Annotated in this window: 18 protein-coding genes and 1 tRNA gene; 7 read left to right on the top strand and 12 right to left on the bottom strand. The window is 40.5% G+C overall.

Annotated elements, in window-relative coordinates; translation table 11 throughout:
- Positions 1-4: 4 nt before the first annotated feature.
- Complete coding sequence (locus TSIB_RS00405; protein ID WP_012766111.1) at positions 5-1,108, bottom strand: XRE family transcriptional regulator; 1,104 nt, start codon at positions 1,106-1,108, stop codon at positions 5-7.
- Between the two features lie 273 nt (positions 1,109-1,381).
- Positions 1,382-1,504: a hypothetical protein gene (locus TSIB_RS10670; protein WP_012766110.1), complete on the bottom strand. Its 123-nt coding sequence runs from the start codon at positions 1,502-1,504 to the stop codon at positions 1,382-1,384.
- A gap of 146 nt (positions 1,505-1,650) precedes the next feature.
- Between TSIB_RS10670 and TSIB_RS00400 the strand changes: the two genes are divergently transcribed.
- Together TSIB_RS00400 and hisS are read left to right on the top strand one after the other, a co-directional pair.
- On the top strand, positions 1,651-2,265 hold the full coding sequence (locus TSIB_RS00400) for a MarC family protein (RefSeq protein ID WP_012766109.1): 615 nt from the start codon (positions 1,651-1,653) through the stop codon (positions 2,263-2,265).
- Positions 2,266-2,349: 84 nt separating this feature from the next.
- Positions 2,350-3,603, top strand: coding sequence for a histidine--tRNA ligase (gene hisS, locus TSIB_RS00395; protein WP_048160737.1), 1,254 nt, complete (start codon positions 2,350-2,352; stop codon positions 3,601-3,603).
- A gap of 211 nt (positions 3,604-3,814) precedes the next feature.
- Here hisS and TSIB_RS00390 read toward each other — a convergent pair whose 3' ends face one another.
- Entirely contained in the window at positions 3,815-4,162 is a 348-nt protein-coding gene (locus TSIB_RS00390) for a PadR family transcriptional regulator (protein ID WP_012766106.1), read from the bottom strand.
- The gene (locus TSIB_RS00385; RefSeq protein WP_048160101.1) at positions 4,152-5,249 is read right to left on the bottom strand and encodes a DUF3887 domain-containing protein; all 1,098 of its coding nucleotides are present in this window, start codon (positions 5,247-5,249) and stop codon (positions 4,152-4,154) included. The genes TSIB_RS00390 and TSIB_RS00385 overlap by 11 nt, the downstream gene beginning before the upstream one ends.
- Before the next feature lie 84 nt (positions 5,250-5,333).
- Here TSIB_RS00385 and dph2 point away from each other — a divergent pair, with 84 nt between their 5' ends.
- The 3 genes from dph2 to TSIB_RS00370 are packed head-to-tail and all read left to right on the top strand — an operon-like array spanning position 5,334 to position 7,390.
- Positions 5,334-6,371 carry a diphthamide biosynthesis enzyme Dph2 gene (gene dph2, locus TSIB_RS00380; RefSeq protein WP_048160100.1) on the top strand — a complete coding sequence of 346 codons (1,038 nt, stop codon included), beginning with the start codon at positions 5,334-5,336 and terminating at the stop codon, positions 6,369-6,371.
- Positions 6,372-6,393: 22 nt separating this feature from the next.
- Positions 6,394-6,768 (top strand): hypothetical protein, encoded by a 375-nt coding sequence (locus tag TSIB_RS00375; RefSeq protein ID WP_012766103.1) that lies wholly within the window; start codon positions 6,394-6,396, stop codon positions 6,766-6,768.
- A gap of 4 nt (positions 6,769-6,772) precedes the next feature.
- Positions 6,773-7,390: an METTL5 family protein gene (locus tag TSIB_RS00370; protein ID WP_012766102.1), complete on the top strand. Its 618-nt coding sequence runs from the start codon at positions 6,773-6,775 to the stop codon at positions 7,388-7,390.
- Positions 7,391-7,508: 118 nt separating this feature from the next.
- On the opposite strand, the gene TSIB_RS00365 is transcribed toward TSIB_RS00370, so the two are convergent.
- The 6 genes from TSIB_RS00365 to TSIB_RS00340 all read right to left on the bottom strand — a co-directional run bounded on the left by TSIB_RS00365 (position 7,509) and on the right by TSIB_RS00340 (position 12,073).
- Positions 7,509-8,579 carry a mechanosensitive ion channel family protein gene (locus TSIB_RS00365; RefSeq protein ID WP_012766101.1) on the bottom strand — a complete coding sequence of 357 codons (1,071 nt, stop codon included), beginning with the start codon at positions 8,577-8,579 and terminating at the stop codon, positions 7,509-7,511.
- Positions 8,580-8,581: 2 nt separating this feature from the next.
- Complete coding sequence (locus TSIB_RS00360; protein ID WP_012766100.1) at positions 8,582-9,223, bottom strand: DUF432 domain-containing protein; 642 nt, start codon at positions 9,221-9,223, stop codon at positions 8,582-8,584.
- 36 nt (positions 9,224-9,259) lie between these two features.
- Positions 9,260-10,348, bottom strand: coding sequence for a hypothetical protein (locus TSIB_RS00355; protein ID WP_012766099.1), 1,089 nt, complete (start codon positions 10,346-10,348; stop codon positions 9,260-9,262).
- A gap of 126 nt (positions 10,349-10,474) precedes the next feature.
- Complete coding sequence (locus tag TSIB_RS00350; protein ID WP_266105272.1) at positions 10,475-11,128, bottom strand: DUF434 domain-containing protein; 654 nt, start codon at positions 11,126-11,128, stop codon at positions 10,475-10,477.
- Positions 11,129-11,142: 14 nt separating this feature from the next.
- Positions 11,143-11,913, bottom strand: coding sequence for an HD domain-containing protein (locus TSIB_RS00345; RefSeq protein ID WP_012766097.1), 771 nt, complete (start codon positions 11,911-11,913; stop codon positions 11,143-11,145).
- Between the two features lie 84 nt (positions 11,914-11,997).
- Positions 11,998-12,073 (bottom strand) — tRNA-Gln (locus TSIB_RS00340).
- A 146-nt stretch (positions 12,074-12,219) separates the two neighbouring features.
- Here TSIB_RS00340 and fdhF point away from each other — a divergent pair.
- Positions 12,220-14,250 carry a formate dehydrogenase subunit alpha gene (fdhF, locus tag TSIB_RS00335; RefSeq protein ID WP_012766096.1) on the top strand — a complete coding sequence of 677 codons (2,031 nt, stop codon included), beginning with the start codon at positions 12,220-12,222 and terminating at the stop codon, positions 14,248-14,250.
- Here fdhF and purF read toward each other — a convergent pair.
- Positions 14,213-15,544, bottom strand: a complete 1,332-nt coding sequence (gene purF, locus TSIB_RS00330) for an amidophosphoribosyltransferase (protein WP_012766095.1) — start codon at positions 15,542-15,544, stop codon at positions 14,213-14,215. The genes fdhF and purF overlap by 38 nt on opposite strands.
- A 161-nt stretch (positions 15,545-15,705) precedes the next feature.
- Here purF and purC point away from each other — a divergent pair, with 161 nt between their 5' ends.
- Positions 15,706-16,395, top strand: a complete 690-nt coding sequence (gene purC, locus TSIB_RS00325; RefSeq protein WP_048160098.1) for a phosphoribosylaminoimidazolesuccinocarboxamide synthase — start codon at positions 15,706-15,708, stop codon at positions 16,393-16,395.
- A 58-nt stretch (positions 16,396-16,453) separates the two neighbouring features.
- On the opposite strand, the gene purM is transcribed toward purC, so the two are convergent.
- Positions 16,454-17,458 (bottom strand): phosphoribosylformylglycinamidine cyclo-ligase, encoded by a 1,005-nt coding sequence (gene purM, locus TSIB_RS00320; RefSeq protein WP_048160097.1) that lies wholly within the window; start codon positions 17,456-17,458, stop codon positions 16,454-16,456.
- Positions 17,459-17,557 lie beyond the last annotated feature (99 nt).

The following is a 17,557-nucleotide window of genomic DNA, read 5'->3' as shown; positions in this document are numbered from 1 at the left end:
TATGTCACCCAAGAAGCCTTTCAGCATATTTTATTTTCATATTAAGTATCCTTGATGCTTCAAAAAAGCTTATCTCTCCTCTCTCATATGCTCTACTAACTTCCCTAATAGCTAACCTACCTGCACGGTTAAAATATGTTCTTTCCCAATTTCTAGATCCTGAAACCTTTTTCTTTTTAAGCTCTTCAAGTTTTGCTTTATCGAAGCTTTCCTTAAATCTACGATATCTATCCTTTGTAATATATCCCAAGTTAAGCAATCTGAGCATCATGACGTGTTTGCTTACTCCATATCTCCTAGCGAGCTCTGAAATAATATCATCTGATAATTCTCTCTTTGCTTTCTTTTCTATCTCCAACTTCAAGTCACTGGCAGGAACTAAAAATTCTGCTGCAAATTTATCACAGAATCTTTCAATTTCAAATTTCTCTGAATCCACATCTATCTCACATATCCCCTCACTACCTTTAAGCAAATGAGCTATTTCGTGGAAGAGTGAAAACAGTTTTACTTTCGGCTCATCTGATTCATTAAGAACAATAACAGCCAGATCTCTTTTTAAACTAAATGCCCTAACGTTATCATTTTTTAGAGGATATTCAATAATTAAGATCCCTAATTTTTCTTCAATTAGATTTTTATAAAATTCAAGTGTTCTATACGAGTCTTTAAGTTTTGGAATTTCCCCTATTCCCAAATACCTTCTAAATATTCTCGCTAGTTCATCTGGTGGTAGATTTTCAGGGAATGTTGGAAATTTGCTTTTCTTACCGCTTAACTCAACTATCATATCCGAGAGATACTTTGCTCTTCGTATAGCAACAAAAGCTTCTGGATTAAGCTTTTTGTCTCTATTAATCCTGTAGTCTGGAAGGGAGGGGATATGAGGAATGTCTTCGGAAAAGAACGCTGCCAAGGGTATTTTATATATCTTGGCAAGTGATTTCAACTGAGTGATTGTAAAAGAATCTTTACTACTCTCTACATCTTCAATCTTCTTTTCACTAACCCCTAATTTCTTTGCTAGTTCTTCTACACTATATCCAGAATTTTCACGTAATTTCCTTAATATAAAGGGGGACACTTCGACCTTGGGGGATTTTCCCAAACTGTTACACCTCACAATTTAATTCACAAAACACCTTTTTATCCTTTTTGTCAGCTTTTCCACTACAATAAATTCAATGAGTGAGTTTGAAGCAATATTATTTCTTCATCTTTTTCTTCAGAGCTCTTAGAACGGGATATTCTTTCTGTTTTAATTATTTCATCAAGGAAATAAAAAGAAACTCCAAAAGAAATTATTTCATTGCTCCTCAGTCGAGAATAACCTCTAGCACTTTCTCTTCATCTATGGGCACTTCTTCCACGTTGTGTATTTCTATGCATGTTTTCGGCAGGTTTCTTTTTTGATGTATTCTTTTACTAGGATTTTGGCATGGCTTTCATCTTTCGCCATTACAATGAATATTGCATAAGCTTCAAAGGACTCAAGAATATCCATCGGATTTCTTAAAATAAGATTACACTTTCATTGGCTTTGACACTACCGGAATAGCCCTTGAAATAAGAGAGATGATAAAAACAGATTTTCCAACTTAAAAGAAGATAAATTTATAAACAATTCCTTTTAAAAACCTTCTGAGGCCTATGATAACCGAAATCCTGAGTTCCGCACTGCTCATGATAATCATGATTGATCCAAGCGATAAAATACTCTTGGTTAGCCTACTTAGGGAAGATTTTCACATAGAAGATATAAAGCAGCTCATAGTGAGGGCCAACCTCATAGGTTTCTTCCTTTTAATTTTGTTCGCTCTTGCAGGGAAGATAATACTGCAGGATATATTCCACATTGACTTGAATGCCCTTAGAGTTGCCGGAGGTTTTGTGCTCTTCAAAATAGGTCTTGAGGCACTTGAAGGTGGGGGTATGGTAACCCTAAAGAAGGAGAAGAACATCCTTGCTTTAGCTGCAGTCCCAGTCGCTACGCCACTAATAGCCGGCCCTGCAGCAATTACAACTGCGATAACATTAACAGCGGAATACGGCATAAAAGTCTCTGCCCTGGCCATTGTGATAGCAATACTGACAACAGCTCTCATAATGATAATAACTCTCTATGCAACTGAGAATATAAGCAAAACGACGCTTGGTGTGTTTATCAGGATAATCGGTCTCTTTACCATGGCTATTGGGGCCCAAATGATGGTGGAAGGCGTTGGTGGAATTTTCCTAAAACTTATGAAATCAACAACTTTTTAACTTCCTTTTTATTCCCATTTATAGGTGGGAGAAGTGGTTAGAATTCAGAGAGTTAAAGGAACCAGAGATTTACTCCCTGAAGACATGATAAAGAGGAGATACGTATTTGAGAGAATAAGAGAAGTTTTTGAGGTCTACGGATTCAAGGAAATACTCACGCCAACATTTGAATACACAAAACTCTTTGAACTGAGGAGTGGAGAAGAGGTAGTTGAACAACTCTATGCTTTTGAGGACAAAGGTGGCAGAAACCTATCTCTGAGGCCTGATTTAACCTCAAGTGTTGCAAGACTTTTTGTAAATGCATTTCAAACAGCCCCCAAGCCAATAAAATGGTACTACATAACCAATATGTTCCGATATGAAGAACCTCAAAGCGGCCGCCTTAGAGAATTCTGGCAGGCTGGCGTAGAGTTAATAGGTTCTTCAAATATAGAAGCTGATGCGGAAGTCATTGCGCTTCTCATTGAAAGCTACCTAAGTACCGGGTTAAAAGAATTCACCGTGAATGTGGGAGATAGAATTCTGCTGGATGAGTTTGCCAAAATGATTGGAGTGAAAGACGACATTGGCCTTATGAGGTTAATTGACAAAAAAGACAAAATGGAGAGAGGAGAATTCGTAAAGGCTCTTCAAGAGTTTGGATTAAATGAAGAAGATATAAACAAGGTATTCACTCTTATAGAACTGAAAGGGAAGCCCGATGATGTCTTACCCAAGGCTCGAGAACTTTTCACGAGCGAGATTGCAAAGGAAGAATTGAAAAAGATTGAGGAGCTTTTTGAGCTGTTGAAGGCCTATGGCATTAAAGATTACGCTCTAATAGACTTTGGAATAGCAAGAGGATTTGATTACTATACAAGCATAGTTTTTGAAGCAATTGCAGATAATGATCTTGGAATAGGCTCAATCGGTGGTGGAGGAAGGTACGACAACTTAATCGAAGTCTTTGGAGGAAAGCCAACTCCGGCTACTGGCTTTGCAATCGGAATAGAGAGACTAATCCCCATATTAGAAAGCAAAGAGTTACTGCCAGAATTTAAAGTCGGTAGCGATGTGTTTGTTGCCTACATAGGAAATGAACTTGAAATAAAGAAGAAAGCCATAGAAGTAACCCAAACACTAAGAAAGGCAAATATCAAGGCAGAATACGATATTCAAGGGAGAAAGCTAGGAAAAGCACTTGATTATGCTAACAGCATAGAGGTGAAAGTTGCAATAATTCTCGGAAGAAGAGATCTATCAGAAGGGAAGGTCACCATAAGGGATATGAAAAGCGGAGAACAAAAACAAGTTGCTATAGAGAGTATAGTTGAGGAAGTGAAAAAGCTGCTATGATGAACAAACCCATCGCTGAAATGTGATGAAAGGATCGACTAACTGAGCTTTCTCTTAAATTCAAATTTGTTTTTCTTCCTTTCAAATCGCCACTTTTCTATCGCTCTAACAAATGGGCATTTTGCTTTCCATTCATTGAAAAGTTTTCTCAGCATTTAACCACCACAGAGAATATCAAAAAGAGCTTAAAAAACCTTTCGTGAAGAAAAATTCAAGAATGATTTTCGAGAAGCTCTTTTACAAGGTTTATTTCTTTCTTCAGTTCTTTAAGGACTTCCTCTCCATTGAGGGTTATCGTATAACATTTCCTAGGTCGCCCTCCAGTTTCCATCCATTCCCCTTTTATTAACTCGTGTTTTTCAAGAGTTTTAAGTATTCCATAAAGAGTACTCTCACTCGGTACGAATTTCCCATCACTAACTTCTTCAAGTGCCTTTTTTATAGCATATCCATGCGACCTCTCTCTACTTAAAAAGGAAAGAATTAGATAGGCATATATGCCCGTTCTAATTTCTTTCTTAAACTTCTCTAAGGATTTCTTCTTGGAGTCACCAAACAATTCTGTTTTCCTCCTTCTCTTCCTTGACTTTTGGAAGTCCATAACGGAGTAACAACACCGAGACAATCAAGAGGAGCACATAAGTTATGGCCAAAACTATCGTGGATGGTTTGAATTGGTAGTAGGCAGCGAAAGTGTCTATTATGCCATGGGCCACACTTAAACCCAATAGAGCTCTCTTTCCAAATCCATTCCTGTATGAATAAGCTAAAACAACAGTTGTCCCTGCATGAAATAAGGCGGCCAAATAACGTTCAAGCATGGACACAAAAGCAGTGCTTAGCTGAGGAGTACTTCCCCCCAAAACAGAAATCTGAATTGCCTGTAAAGCAGGAACTAATATTGCCTCCCCAAGCCCAAAGCCAATACCAATGAACAAAGCCTCATTAAGATACTTGCTTCTCGAAAAAGCATATTTCAAACTTTCTTGGAAAAATCCTGCTACAAAGCCAAGCCATATTGCAGTAAGGATCACAAAGGCTGTTCCTTTTGCAATTATATCGGAGTTTGACTTTATACCTACTGCTAAAAATGGTGCATTCTGTATCAGAGGTTGAATCCCAAGAGTTATTGCAACAAGTATAATGCCCAAGATAATCTCTGCAACACCTATTTTTCTAAACCCCAGTATGTAGAATGTCAACAAAGCCAAAAATCCTCCTAAAACAGGAAAGAATAGTGCAACACCTAATGGAATGCCAGCTTCCTTTGAATTTACTGCATCAATCCACATGCCAGAAAGCTTGTAATCACCACTAACCTCCCTAAACACGAGCCTTAAAGTCACGTCTGCTTTTTCAAATTCGAAGCTGTAGTAACCAAGGATGAAACCAGAAGATCTTCCCTCTTTAACGAAAGTGTAATCTTTAAGCTGACCGTACTTTGAAATTAGATCTTCCCTAAATGCGTTAAACTGTTTTTCATCAAAGGCCTTCTTCATGTCATCATCAAGATAAGGTTGCAGGATAGAGTAGTCACCACTCTTTAATGCCTCGAAAGTTGCCTCAGCAACACCATCGTAGGGCCTTTCAGCAAGGACAAAGGAGCTAATAAGGAGTAGTATTAACAATATCATAATCTTCTTCATGCCTATCACCATGCCTCGAAGTTCGAGGTATTATTAGGGCCAAATCTTTAAAAGAATTTCGCTTTGAAGATGAATGGTGAGCCTATGTACGAACTTCATGAGCGAGAAGTTTTGGAAAAACTGAGAGAACTAAATGTCAGGAAGGTTTTGATTCAAACTCCTGAAGGTCTTAAGAGAGAGGCGCAGTTTCTCGCTGAATTTCTGGAGAAAAACTCTATAGAGAGTTTAATAAGTGGAGATATTAATTACGGTGCTTGCGACCCAGCAGATAAGGAAGCAAAAATGCTCGGATGTGATGCTTTAATCCATCTTGGTCATTCATACATGGTTCTCAACCTTGAAGTCCCAACGATTTTTATTCCCGCCTTTGCAAAAGTTAATGTGGTCAAGGCATTATCCAAAAACATAGAGGAAATAAAAAAGCTCGGGAAGAAGATAGCATTAGTTACGACAGTCCAGCACATAAGAGAGTTAAATAAAGCAAAAGAGTTTCTCGAAAAGGAGGGGTTTGAGGTAAAAGTGGGCAAAGGAGACGGTAGAATCTCTTTTCCCGGCCAAGTTTTGGGGTGCAACTTCTCCGCGGCAAAAGTAGAAGCTGAAGGGGTTCTTTTCATTGGAGCTGGATACTTTCATCCTGTTGGCGTTGCCTTAGCCACAAAGAAGCCTACGTTAGCAATAAACCCTTACAGCGGAGATGCAATATGGATGAATAGAGAAACGGAAAGGTTCATCAGAAAGCGCTGGGCTCAAATAGCCAAAGCATACGATGCGAAGAAGTTCGGGGTAATAACGAGTACAAAAAAAGGCCAGCTAAGAATTGGAGAGGCCAGAAAAATTGTAAAACTCCTAAGAGAGTATGGAAAAGAGGTCCAGCTAATAGTGATGAACCACATAAGCTACCAAGCCCTAGAGGGCTTTGACTTCGATGCCTACGTGGTGGTTGCCTGCCCAAGAGTACCGATAGATGACGTTGAGAATTGGAGAAAACCCGTGCTGACTCCGAGAGAGCTTGAAATTCTTCTTGGACTGAAGGAGGATTACGAGTTCGACGAAATCGCCGGCGGTAAGAGGGTTCAAGACGAACCCATGGGAATAAGCCTCAAGCTCCCAAAGTCTTTATAAATTTCATTTCCAATTTTCTCTCATGCAGTTTATAGATATCATCATTTACATTCTCTTCGTCGTCCTATACTACCTCTTCCTGAAAACAGCCTTAGAAGTTTTCACCTATAAAGAACTGAGAAGTTACTCGATCTTAGCGATATCCATTGCAGAAGTCGTAGTTTCTCTTGGAATAAATCTCTTTCTTGGGGTTTTGATGCTTTTCACAGTTTTAAAACTGCTGAAGCTGAATTTAAAGGAGGCCTTTGTTGTGGCGTTTACCGCGGAGTTCGGGTTCCTTCTGGGAATAATTGTGGTAATGTTTATATTGACCACTGCCGGCACGATGTTCGGTATAGAGGGACTTGAATTCAATATGACATGGGATGAACTTCTCCGTATTGCGGGCTATAGGTGATAGAATGAAGAAAAAGCACCTTGCAATGATACTCTCAAATTTGAAGGGTTTTAAAGAACCTAAACCCGAGCTTGAGCAATACAAGACTCCGGGAAATGTTGCCGCTGAACTGCTCTGGTTAGCGCACTCAATGGGGGATATTGAAGGAAAAATTATAGCGGATCTCGGAGCTGGCACCGGAGTTTTAAGCATAGGGGCCAGTTTGATGGGAGCTAAAAAAGTTTATGCAGTTGAGAAAGATAAAAAAGCTCTGGAGATAGCAAAAGAAAATGCAGAAACACTAAACATCAAGAATATCGAGTTCTTAGAGGTGTCTGTAAAGGAATTTGATGCTAGAGTTGACACCGTGATAATGAACCCCCCCTTTGGTAGCCAAAACCCCAAAGCAGACAGACCTTTCCTGCTCAAAGCTTTTGAGATCAGCGATGTTGTCTATTCCATTCACCTCGCCAAAGAAGAAGTTAGAAAATTTATAGAGGCCTTTACACGAGATAACAGTTTTAAAATCACTAATCGCTTAACTACAACTTTTGAAATCCCTGCCCAGTTTTTCTTCCATAAAAAACGGCTGGAACAGATTTTAGTTGACATTTACAGATTCGAGAGAAATAAACATGGGTGAGACATTAGTCTACTAAAGAACTCTTACAACGAGGAGCTCCTTGAAGGAACAATATGAACTAACCCCAAAAACATAAAACGATAGGTTTCTTCTACATATTTGTTGAAAAAGAAAGGAACTAGTCTTTCTCCACCTTCACTTTCAGTTCTTCTGCAAACCAATTAACCCTTTGCGGGAACGGTATCTCTATTCCAGCCTCGTCGAGCGCTTTCTTTACCCTCTGGACTATCCTCCACCTAACTTCGAACCACTTCTCGCTCGGTGCCCACGCCCTGACGGCTATGTCGACGCTGCTCGCCCCGAGCTTGTCCACGAAGACCATAGGCTCGGGCTCCGCAAGGACATAGGGCATCTCGTCGAGGGTTTTTTTTATGACATCTATGGCCTTCTGGGCGTCTTCCTTGTAGGCTATGCCGACGATTATGTCGACCCTCCTCGCCGGATACTTCTGGAGGTTCTTTATTTCGCTGTTGAATAGCTTCTCGTTTGGAATCCTCACTAGGAGGCCGTCCCATGTCCTTATCCTCGTTGAGAGAATTCTGATGTCGTGCACGATTCCAGAGTATCCCGCAACTTCCACTGGGTCGCCTATCTTGAGGGGTTTGTCAAAGTACATGAATATCCCAGAGATGAAGTTTGAAACGACGGTCTGTGCTGAGAAACCGAGGACGATACCCGTTATTCCAGCCGCAGCGAGGAGAGTGCTCAGCTTACCGCTAAAGCCCGCTATGTTGAGGGCTATGAAGAACGCCAGCGTGATGACCAGGTAGTAGAAGATTTTCGCTTTGATCTGAGCCTCTGGGAGCTTCTTCTGAGAGGAACTCCTCACAAGGTAGTCCTTTGTCTTTTTGGCAAGGATGTATGAGAAGTAAAACACCAGGAAGGCCGTTAAAAGGTTGCTCAGGCTCGTCCCGGCGATTTTATAGGAGAGCACTCCTAAGGCATCGAGACTGTAAACGACCGCTATAATGGCTATCAGGTTGTAAAGCGTGGATGCAGTGTCCTCGTTAATTATCCACACGTACCTCGTACTTCTGGACAGGTTAAGGATGTACCTCCTGAGAAGCTTTGCTATTAGAAGGCCTATCACGAGGACTAAAAGGGCCTTTACGACCGCACCTAGGGTGAGTGTGAGGAACAGGTTCTCCCCGAGAAGCCCCTCCTCCCAGAAAGACGCTGTTGTGTTCATGTTCACCACCTCATAAGGAAGTTCGGAAGGGACAGTCCTTCTCCCACCGCGTTCAGTCCTTCTTTTGGAGCTCTTCCAGTGTTGTTGACCTCAGGATTGTGGTTCTTCATCGTGACAATTAGCAAGGGGTAATACGCTTTTGTGCCCTCATAGTACATGGAGGTTTTCCAGATCGGGATTATGACCCTCTCAAGGGACTTCCACTCGGGGGAGGGGTTTGATACTATGAGCTTTGCCGCTCCGATGGAGTCTGGCTCCTTTAAATAGAAGGGGCTAACGTGGTAGCGGCAGATTACGCCGGCTTCGAGTGCCCCGTATAGGGCGTATTTCTCCCTGCCCACTAATAAGTGGTCCACACTCAGCCCCCCAACTTTAACGTCTATTTCTATCGGAGCCTCAATAAACCCCGCTAGAGAATCGTGGGGGGACACTATAAGGGGCTCCTTGAACTTTACCATGAGAAGCCTCACGCCGTAGCCGGTTGCCGGTGCCGGGAGAACCTTAAGTTTTTCCCCGTTACTTTTGATTATCTTCTCCACTTCATCCCGCCTGTATCTAACCAAGCTTTCGCTCTCCTCTACAAGGTGAATTTTTTTATCACCAAATTTGATGAACTGGGTCTTTAATTCATGCTCGCCAAACATGTTGGGAAATTAGAAAGGGGAGATATAAATTTTTTCCTAAATTCTTTGAAAGTCTATGTCCTCTATTTTTATATGTACAAAGATATTCAGGCCTTCGCTAATGAAAACTCCTTTGCTCTCTATAGGAATCGGAAGTGTCGCTGTTAATGTGGCTTCACCTTGTCCTTGGGCATTTCCAAAGGTGTATGTCCATTTAACATTGGAAACTTTGAACGATTTTCCTCCTAAAGTAATACTTCCGTCAGGGTTTATTTCATAGTTAAACATGTATCCCATAACTCCCCACGAGTCTTTCTTAGCTTTGTAAAGGTCTTCCCCAGAAATTGCTTCCCATATTCCAAAGGTGTAAAAACCATACCAGCTTGTGTAGATATTCTCGACGTCCGGGATATCGGAGATTATATCAATACTCCCCTCCTGATATGGCATTGAGCTCATATCTCCGACTGCTGCAGGGTTGTAGAAAAGGAATTTTTGATCTCCATATGTTATGGATACACCAACAGCACCCCCGCCTCCCGCATATACTGTTCCGTATATTGTTATAAAGTCAAGAGAAGGTAGAAGGAAGAATGTATCACTATCTTCAGTTCTCTCCTTTACCCAAACTTTAAATTCTAGCGGATTTTCCATCTCCTTCCCTTTAATGGGGGTTATCTTTCCATAGTATTCATAGACTTCAAATTCACCTAAATCAACCTTCTGCTGTTCTCCTGTTTCCATATTAATCTGATTTCCATATACGTGTATTTTCACCTCTCCACGTTTCTTTTCCACTTCATATTCGTAAATTTCCCCTCCTTCCTCCGTTCTAACCCGAAGATAGTACTTGACATAACTTATCAAGTATTGCTCTCCATCTATCATTACTGGGTGATAAGCATCCCAAGGAGTTTCCCAAATTGCAGGAGGTTGAGCTTCAGTGGAAGTCTCCGATAGTGACTCCGTTGTAGTGTACTCTTCAGTTTCTGTGAAAGACTCGCTTTGACTTTCAGTCTGACTCTCCATGGCACTGCTTGCTTCTTCCTTAATGCTCTCAGTAATCTTTTCCCCACCTATACAGCCACTAATTATTACGAGCCCTACTAAAAGCAGGGCCAGAGTATAGTCAATTTTCTTCATCATTATCGCCCCCTGAGAAGTCCGCAAAAAACAAAGCGGACAACAATATAATAAATTATTAAGACACGTAAATATAAATAGTTTTCTAATTTTCAAATAAATTCCCAAGATCAAAAAAGAATCTAATGGCTAAGATTTTAATAGATGCGGATTCTCCAAAATTTCAAAGAAGGAGATCCACCTCAGCCCTTTATCTTCTGCGATCATCTTTGGTATATCAACAACCAAGGGCACTTTTTGGATCACCGCAATGTCCGAACTTGCAACTACTTCAAACCTCTTTAAATCATGATCTGGAGCCTTAGATAGCTCAACTTTTCCAGGAACCTTGAAATTCACCATAATTTCTTCAGTTAGGTTAGCTATCTCTCCACTTCTGCTCACAGGAGAATCGTATAAAAACCATACTTCTTTAACCCCGATATTACTCAAAAACCCTACCAGTAACTCGAGAATTTTTGAAGTATTTTCATGTAGTCTGTAACCTCTTTGATGTTTTAAATCTCTTAAAAAGCCATCTTCACATAGAATTGCTTTTCCTTCCAGTAGAGATTCAAGAGTTATCAGGACATTAAATCCGTCAATACCGATAATTTCCCCCCTGAGGCCGTCTTCTTTTACCAGTTTCCTTTTCCTTTCTTCAATTTCCCTGTCTGAGAAAACACATCTCATTAAAAAATACCTCTCTTTGGAAGTGAGAAGATAGTGGTTAGCCACGAATTCAAGAGCATACTTTTTCCGATATCCCCTATTCAAGAGATATTTCAAATCTTCATAAGCCAAGAGGAGAGAAGACATTATACCACCTTTTCTAAGATTTCGTCACCAGCGTGTATCCTAATCCTAACTTTCCCGCTCAAAAGAGAGCTTTTGACTTTCTTTGTAAGGATCTCATCCACCTGGAATACCCCAGCTAAATGCTTCATCCAAGCTTCCACGAGAATAGGGGCCTCCTGATCTCCCTCTTTTATCTCCACTTTATCTATAGCCAAGGCCGAAACTGCATGAATATCAACTTTGTCCTTCTTGTATGCCAGTCTGCTCCTCCCCTCTTCCATATCACAGCCATCTGCTATCTTCACGCAGCTACCCTCAATTGTAGTACATGGAACAGCTTCATCGTGGGTGTAAATGGCATTTAGAGTTAAGGCCTTTAAAAGAAGCCAGTCTTCTTTCTCGAATTCTTTTACAAGTTCATATATTATAGGCTCAGCGAGAAGAACACTGAACTGGTAGTGATTATCCCTGTGAATCATGTTCCCGATATCGTGAAACAGTGCTCCAAAAGCCACTATAAACTTGCTCCACTCGATGGATTTGTCAAGTTTCTCTGCTGTTGTCTCAATTCCGAACTTTTTAAGGATTTTCAAGACTTCAAGGGCTCGTCTCGTTGTCAGAAGAACGTGTATGGCACCGTGGTCATTAAACTGATAAATGTTAAGCACTATGTAATTTGTTGTATCAAAGTAGTGCTTGTACTTTTTGTAAGCTCTTTCGTAGAGAGAGTAAAGGTTTTCATTTTCCAAAAGCTCTTTTATCCCTCCTAAAAGTTCCTCCTCAACATACATTTTTCCACCTCTTATATAGAAAAGGGTTTAATTAGATTTAAAGGTTTTTAAAAGAGAAAAAAACTGGTCTGGAGCCTGTTTTGATGGTAGCCCCGCGGGGATTCGAACCCCGGTCGCGGGATCCAGAGTCCCGCATGCTTGGCCGCTACACCACGGGGCTGTGTTCGATGTTAAGTTAAGTGGAGTATTTATAAATCTTATCTACTACGATTTCCTCCCTTAGTGAAAGATCATTAAGTTTGGGTGTTATTCTTCATCATTTTTTTGTTAATTATTAATAGAAAGATTTTTATTTTTGCCATTTATATGTTAATAGGTGGTAGTGTGAAAACGGTTGTGTGTCCATATTGTGGGTTTGGGTGCAAACTTCTTGTTGATCCTCAAACACTAATTGTTAAACCTTACAGGGGTGAACCAAACAGAGGAAGACTCTGTCCAAAAGGCCTCTATGCAATGGAGTTTGCCTTATCAAAAAATAGGGTCAAAAGGCCATTAAAACGCAATAGAAATGCTTTAAAACCCATAACTTGGGGCCAAGCTATTGAAGAAATATCTCACAAACTTCTTGAAATAAGGGAAGTTTATGGCCCGGATGCGGTTGCTTTTATATCCTCCTCAAAGATTAGCAACGAAGAGAATTACCTCCTTCAAAAAATAGCCAGACTTTTTGGGACAAATAATATTGATAACTGTGCAAGGATTTGTCATGAAGCCAGTGTCCATGCGCTCAAAACTACAATAGGAACAGGAACTCAAACAAACCCCTACGAAGATATAGAGAACTTTGGAGCCATACTCATCTGGGGTTATAATCCTGCTGAAACCCATCCTGTAATAATACACTACATAAAGAAGGCCAAAAAGAGAGGGGCCAAGATAATAGTCGTTGATATTAGGGAAACTATCACGATGAATCTTGCCGATTACAAGTTTGTTATAAAGCCGGGCACTGACATAGTGCTTGCCAATGCCATAATGAACGTTATAATTAGGGAAGAACTTTACAATGAGGAATTCATCAAAAACAGAACAACCGGATTTTCAGAGGTTCGAATGGCCGTTATGAAGTATACCCCCGAATATGCAGAGAAAGTTACTGGGGTTCCGGCCACACTAATTCAAAAGGCTGCAAGAGAGTTTGCCTTAGCTGGAAGTGGAGCCATTATGTGGGGTATGGGAGTGACTCAACACGTTTCTGGAGTTGAGAATGTTCTTGCTATAATAAATATTGCACTTCTTCTTGGTTATATTGGCAACAGAGGCGGTCTCTATCCAATGCGCGGTCAAAACAATGTTCAAGGAGCTGCATATATGGGCGCTCTGAGCGAGTTTTTACCTGGATATATCCCTTTGGAAGATGAAAAGTTCAGGAAAAGAGTTGCTTCTCTATGGGGAGTTGAAAACATTCCAATCGAGAGGGGATTATATTTAACCGAAGTTTGGGATGCAATAGAAAGAGACGACATAAAGGCACTTTACATTATAGGAGAAAATCCAGCTGTTAGTGAAGCCAATTTTGGCCGCGTTAGAAAGGCCCTTAGAAAGCTAGACCTACTAATAGTCCAAGACCTATTTATAACAAAAACAGCACGTTATGCTCACTATATTCTCCCCGCTTCAGCTTTTTGTGAAAAAGACGGGTCTTACATGAACAGCGAACGTAGAATTCAGTGGAGCGAGAAAGTCCTTGAACCCTTAAATGACTCTAAGCCAGATTGGAAAATACTAACCATGTTAGGGAAAGGCCTTGGTTTGCCGGGATTTAATTATTCAAGTGTAGAAGAAATAACAAAAGAATACTTCTCTCTTTTTCCAGAGTTAGAAGAAAAAGATATAGAAGACCTCAAAAGTGAGAATGGAATCTTCCTTCCAAGAAAGAGACTTCACACATGGGAATTCGCAACCCCAAATGGAAAAGCACGATTTATAGCTGTGGAACAAATCCCTCCATGGGAAAGCACCAATGGAGAATATCCATTCGCCCTAACAACGGTAAGACTCATAAGTCACTATAATACGGGAGAAATGACATTGAGGAGTCCCTCTTTAACTAAGCTCATGGGAGAACCAAAAATACTAATAAATGCAGAGGATGCAAAATATCTTGAGATAGAGGACAATGACCTCGTAGAAATTGAAACAAGACGAGGGAAAATACGTATGAGGGCGAAAATTGGAAAAGTAGCCCGTGGAGTAGTAGCAGTTCCATTCCATTTTAAAGCCAATAAGATTACCAATAATGCCCTTAACAAGGCTGGAACACCAGAATTTAAATTTTCAGCGGCAAAGATAAGAAAACCTAAAAGTGGAAAGCCCATTCTGGATAATTACCTGTAAGACAGGCCAAACATAGCTCTCCTTTTCCTACAGCTTTTTTTAGTCCATTCACACTAAGATAGGCCAGACTATCAGCATTTATGGCTTTTTTAACTCTATCAACGCCCCCAAACGCTGCTATCAACTCATGCCTAGTTGGGATATCTATTCCCATATAGCAAGGATGTCTTATCGGTGGAGACGCTATTCTCACATGAACTTCCTTTGCCCCAGCCTTCCTTAACATCGCCACAATTCTTCTCATTGTGGTCCCTCTAACTATAGAATCATCAATGAGAACTACACGTTTTCCACTGACAATCTCCCTGACAGGGGAAAGCTTGAGTTTTACTTTAAGTTCTCTATAAAACTGACCAGGCATTATGAAAGTTCTACCTATGTAACGGTTTTTTATTAACCCCTCGGCGTAGGGTATTCCACTTATCTGAGAAAACCCTAGTGCAGCGGCCCTCCCTGAATCAGGTACAGGTATGACGACCTCTGCATTTGCCGGGCTTTCAAGTGCAAGTTCACGGCCCATTTTAACACGAGCCGAATATACACTTACCTCATCAAGAACACTATCTGGGCGGGCAAAATATATGTACTCAAAAACACAGTGATGATGTTTCTCCTTAACTAGGACCTTATTTTCAACATCATCAGAGATTAAAAACACCTCTCCAGGTGCAACGTCCCTGATATCTTCAACAAAAAGTCTTAAAGCGGAATCTTCCGATGCAAAATAATGTCCATCCCCTATACCATAGCTGAGGGGCCTAAACCCAACCGGATCTCGGGCGACCAAAATTTTACCATCAAAGAGAAAAGCAACAGAATAAGCTCCTTTAACCTCATTAAAAACTTCTCTCATAGCTTCAAACTCATCACCCGTCTCTCTGAGGTGCCAGAGAAAAGAAATCCCTAAAAGCTCTGAATCAACTGAGTGCCTAAATTTAACACCTTTTTTCTCATACTTCCTCCTTAAGGGGAGAAAATTAGTAAGTGTCCCGTTATGAGCTACTGCTATTTTCTTCCCATGGCAAGAAGTTTCGAGAGGTTGAGTTTCATTAAGGGACCCTGAGGTAGAGTAACGGACGTGGGCAATAACCATGTTTGATTTAAGTCTTGATAGTTCGTTGCCTCGAAAAACTTCAGAGACCAATCCCCTACCAGCCAAAGTCCGTATTTTGTGCCTCCATACACTTATTCCAGCACTTTCCTGACCGCGGTGCTGAAGGGCAATAAGAGCATAGTATGCCTTCTTGGAAGCATTTTCGGTTTTGGCTGCAAAGATTCCGCATTTTTCCCTCATAACTTCCCCTCACAAAGTATTGACTTATAAATGTTAATCAAATCCTAGTATCGAGAGCATTTTAACATTGTTAACTTAAAAAGTTTGCCCTATTATTTAACATTAAATTGTCAAAACAAAGCTTAAATATTATATAATTTTACATAAAAATGGTGATAGTTATGGAAATTTATGAAGGCAAAGCTAAGAAGGTAATCCCCTTGGATGACGGGAAAGTCATAATAGAGTTTAAAGATGATGCAACAGCTTTTAACGGGAAGAAAAAAGCACAGTTCAAAGGTAAAGGATGGCTTAACGCTCAAATAAGTGCCATTCTCTTCAAAGTACTTGAAGAAAAGGGTATCAAAACCCACTTTATAGGAGTCGCTGGTGACAATAAGCTCATTGTAGAGAAGCTCAAGATGTATCCAGTTGAAGTCGTTGTTAGAAACGTGATTGCTGGAAGTCTGAAAAAAAGATTGCCCTTAAAAGAGGGTACAGAACTTTCAGAACCAATAGTAGAGCTCTATTACAAAAATGACGATCTTGGAGATCCCATGATAAACCATTATCATGCAAAAGTCCTTGGAGTGAGTGAGAGAGAACTTAAAGAAATCGAAAATATAGCCTTAAAGGTAAATAATATCTTAAAAGAGTATTTCGCTCAAAGAGGGATAATTCTAGTTGACTTTAAACTCGAATTCGGCAAAAATGAGAGAGGCGAGATAATCCTTGGAGATGAGATAAGCCCAGATACTTGTCGTTTCTGGGATGCCGAAACAAAAGAGAGCCTCGATAAAGACGTTTTCCGCTTTGACAAAGGAGAGCTTATAAATGCTTATGAAGAGCTCTATAAGCGTCTCACCGCATAAACCCCCTTTCTTAATCTGTTTTTTATATTTTAGTTCCAAATGAAGTTATAGAAAAGAACTAAAGCCTTACCCTATAATTATCAACTATTATCCCCTTATCCTCTGTAACCTTTCCAATCTCAAAACTTGGATAATGCTTGTTCAGTGTTTCAAGCGCATCTTCTTTGTCTTTTTCATCCACAACGACTACAAAACCAACCCCCATATTGAATACTTTAAACATCTCATCTAAAGGCACGCCGTTCTCATGGATTAGCTTAAAAATCCCGCTTATTGGAGGCATTTCTAGGGAAAATCCATAGCTAGTGAGCCGCTTTAGATTAAGCAGGCCCCCTCCGGTGATGTGTGCCAAACCATGAACCTCCACCCTTTTGAGCAGCTCAAGGACTGCCTTCACATAAATCCTTGTTGGCTCAAGCAAGTGCTCCCAGAGCTTTTTGCCTTCAAACTCGTATTCAAGTCCATATTTGGGAATTAAAAGCTTTCTTGCAAGGGTTAAACCGTTGGAGTGAATCCCCGAGCTTGATATCCCTATTACTGCATCCCCCGGATTTATATCCTTTCCAGTCACCACTTTATCTTTCTCAACAACCCCAATGGCCGTTCCGGCAAGGTCAAAGCCGTTCACGAGCTCTGGTAAGACCGCGGTTTCACCACCAACTATGGCTATCCCCGACTGTTTTGCACCCTCATAGATACCCTTTGCTATTTCCTGAAAAACCTCTTCATCTGGCTCTCTAACAGCAAGATAATCTACCAGAGCTACGGGTTCAGCTCCCAAGCATATCAAATCGTTTACATTCATTGCTATCATATCTACCCCAATGTTGTCGTATTTTCCAACTGCCTCTGCAACCAAGGTTTTGGTTCCAACCCCATCCGTCGTCATTGCAAGATAAAAGCTTCCAAAGTCCATAAGCGCAGCGTAATGACCAATATCTTCTTTTGGTTCGCCAATTTTTCCTCTTCTAAACTCAAAGGTAGCCTTTGCAAGAGAAATAATACTTTTCAAAGCTTTTTGAGTTTTTTCATCATCGACACCAGCCTGAGCATATGTCAGCATGAACATCACCGAAAGGTGTTTGAGAAAAGGCTTTAAAAATTTTATCATTTTTATGTTCAAAAACTCTTAAATATTTCCACAATTTTAACATACAAACGT

The organism is Thermococcus sibiricus MM 739 (genome assembly GCF_000022545.1).
GTDB lineage: Archaea > Methanobacteriota_B > Thermococci > Thermococcales > Thermococcaceae > Thermococcus_A > Thermococcus_A sibiricus.
Note: the sequence above shows the minus strand (reverse complement) of the source record. Positions and strands in the feature narration are given on the sequence as shown.

Coding starts and splice junctions, on each gene's coding strand:
- TSIB_RS00345 (WP_012766097.1), bottom strand. CDS start 11,913: ATGTATGTTGAGGAGGAACTTTTAGGAGGGATAAAAGAGCTTTTGGAA.
- TSIB_RS00375 (WP_012766103.1), top strand. CDS start 6,394: ATGCAGTTTATAGATATCATCATTTACATTCTCTTCGTCGTCCTATAC.
- purC (WP_048160098.1), top strand. CDS start 15,706: ATGGAAATTTATGAAGGCAAAGCTAAGAAGGTAATCCCCTTGGATGAC.
- TSIB_RS00355 (WP_012766099.1), bottom strand. CDS start 10,348: ATGATGAAGAAAATTGACTATACTCTGGCCCTGCTTTTAGTAGGGCTC.
- purM (WP_048160097.1), bottom strand. CDS start 17,458: ATGCTGACATATGCTCAGGCTGGTGTCGATGATGAAAAAACTCAAAAA.
- TSIB_RS00370 (WP_012766102.1), top strand. CDS start 6,773: ATGAAGAAAAAGCACCTTGCAATGATACTCTCAAATTTGAAGGGTTTT.
- fdhF (WP_012766096.1), top strand. CDS start 12,220: ATGTTAATAGGTGGTAGTGTGAAAACGGTTGTGTGTCCATATTGTGGG.
- TSIB_RS00385 (WP_048160101.1), bottom strand. CDS start 5,249: ATGAAGAAGATTATGATATTGTTAATACTACTCCTTATTAGCTCCTTT.
- TSIB_RS00360 (WP_012766100.1), bottom strand. CDS start 9,223: ATGTTTGGCGAGCATGAATTAAAGACCCAGTTCATCAAATTTGGTGAT.
- purF (WP_012766095.1), bottom strand. CDS start 15,544: ATGAGGGAAAAATGCGGAATCTTTGCAGCCAAAACCGAAAATGCTTCC.
- hisS (WP_048160737.1), top strand. CDS start 2,350: ATGATAAAGAGGAGATACGTATTTGAGAGAATAAGAGAAGTTTTTGAG.
- dph2 (WP_048160100.1), top strand. CDS start 5,334: ATGTACGAACTTCATGAGCGAGAAGTTTTGGAAAAACTGAGAGAACTA.
- TSIB_RS10670 (WP_012766110.1), bottom strand. CDS start 1,504: ATGGATATTCTTGAGTCCTTTGAAGCTTATGCAATATTCATTGTAATG.
- TSIB_RS00365 (WP_012766101.1), bottom strand. CDS start 8,579: ATGAACACAACAGCGTCTTTCTGGGAGGAGGGGCTTCTCGGGGAGAAC.
- TSIB_RS00400 (WP_012766109.1), top strand. CDS start 1,651: ATGATAACCGAAATCCTGAGTTCCGCACTGCTCATGATAATCATGATT.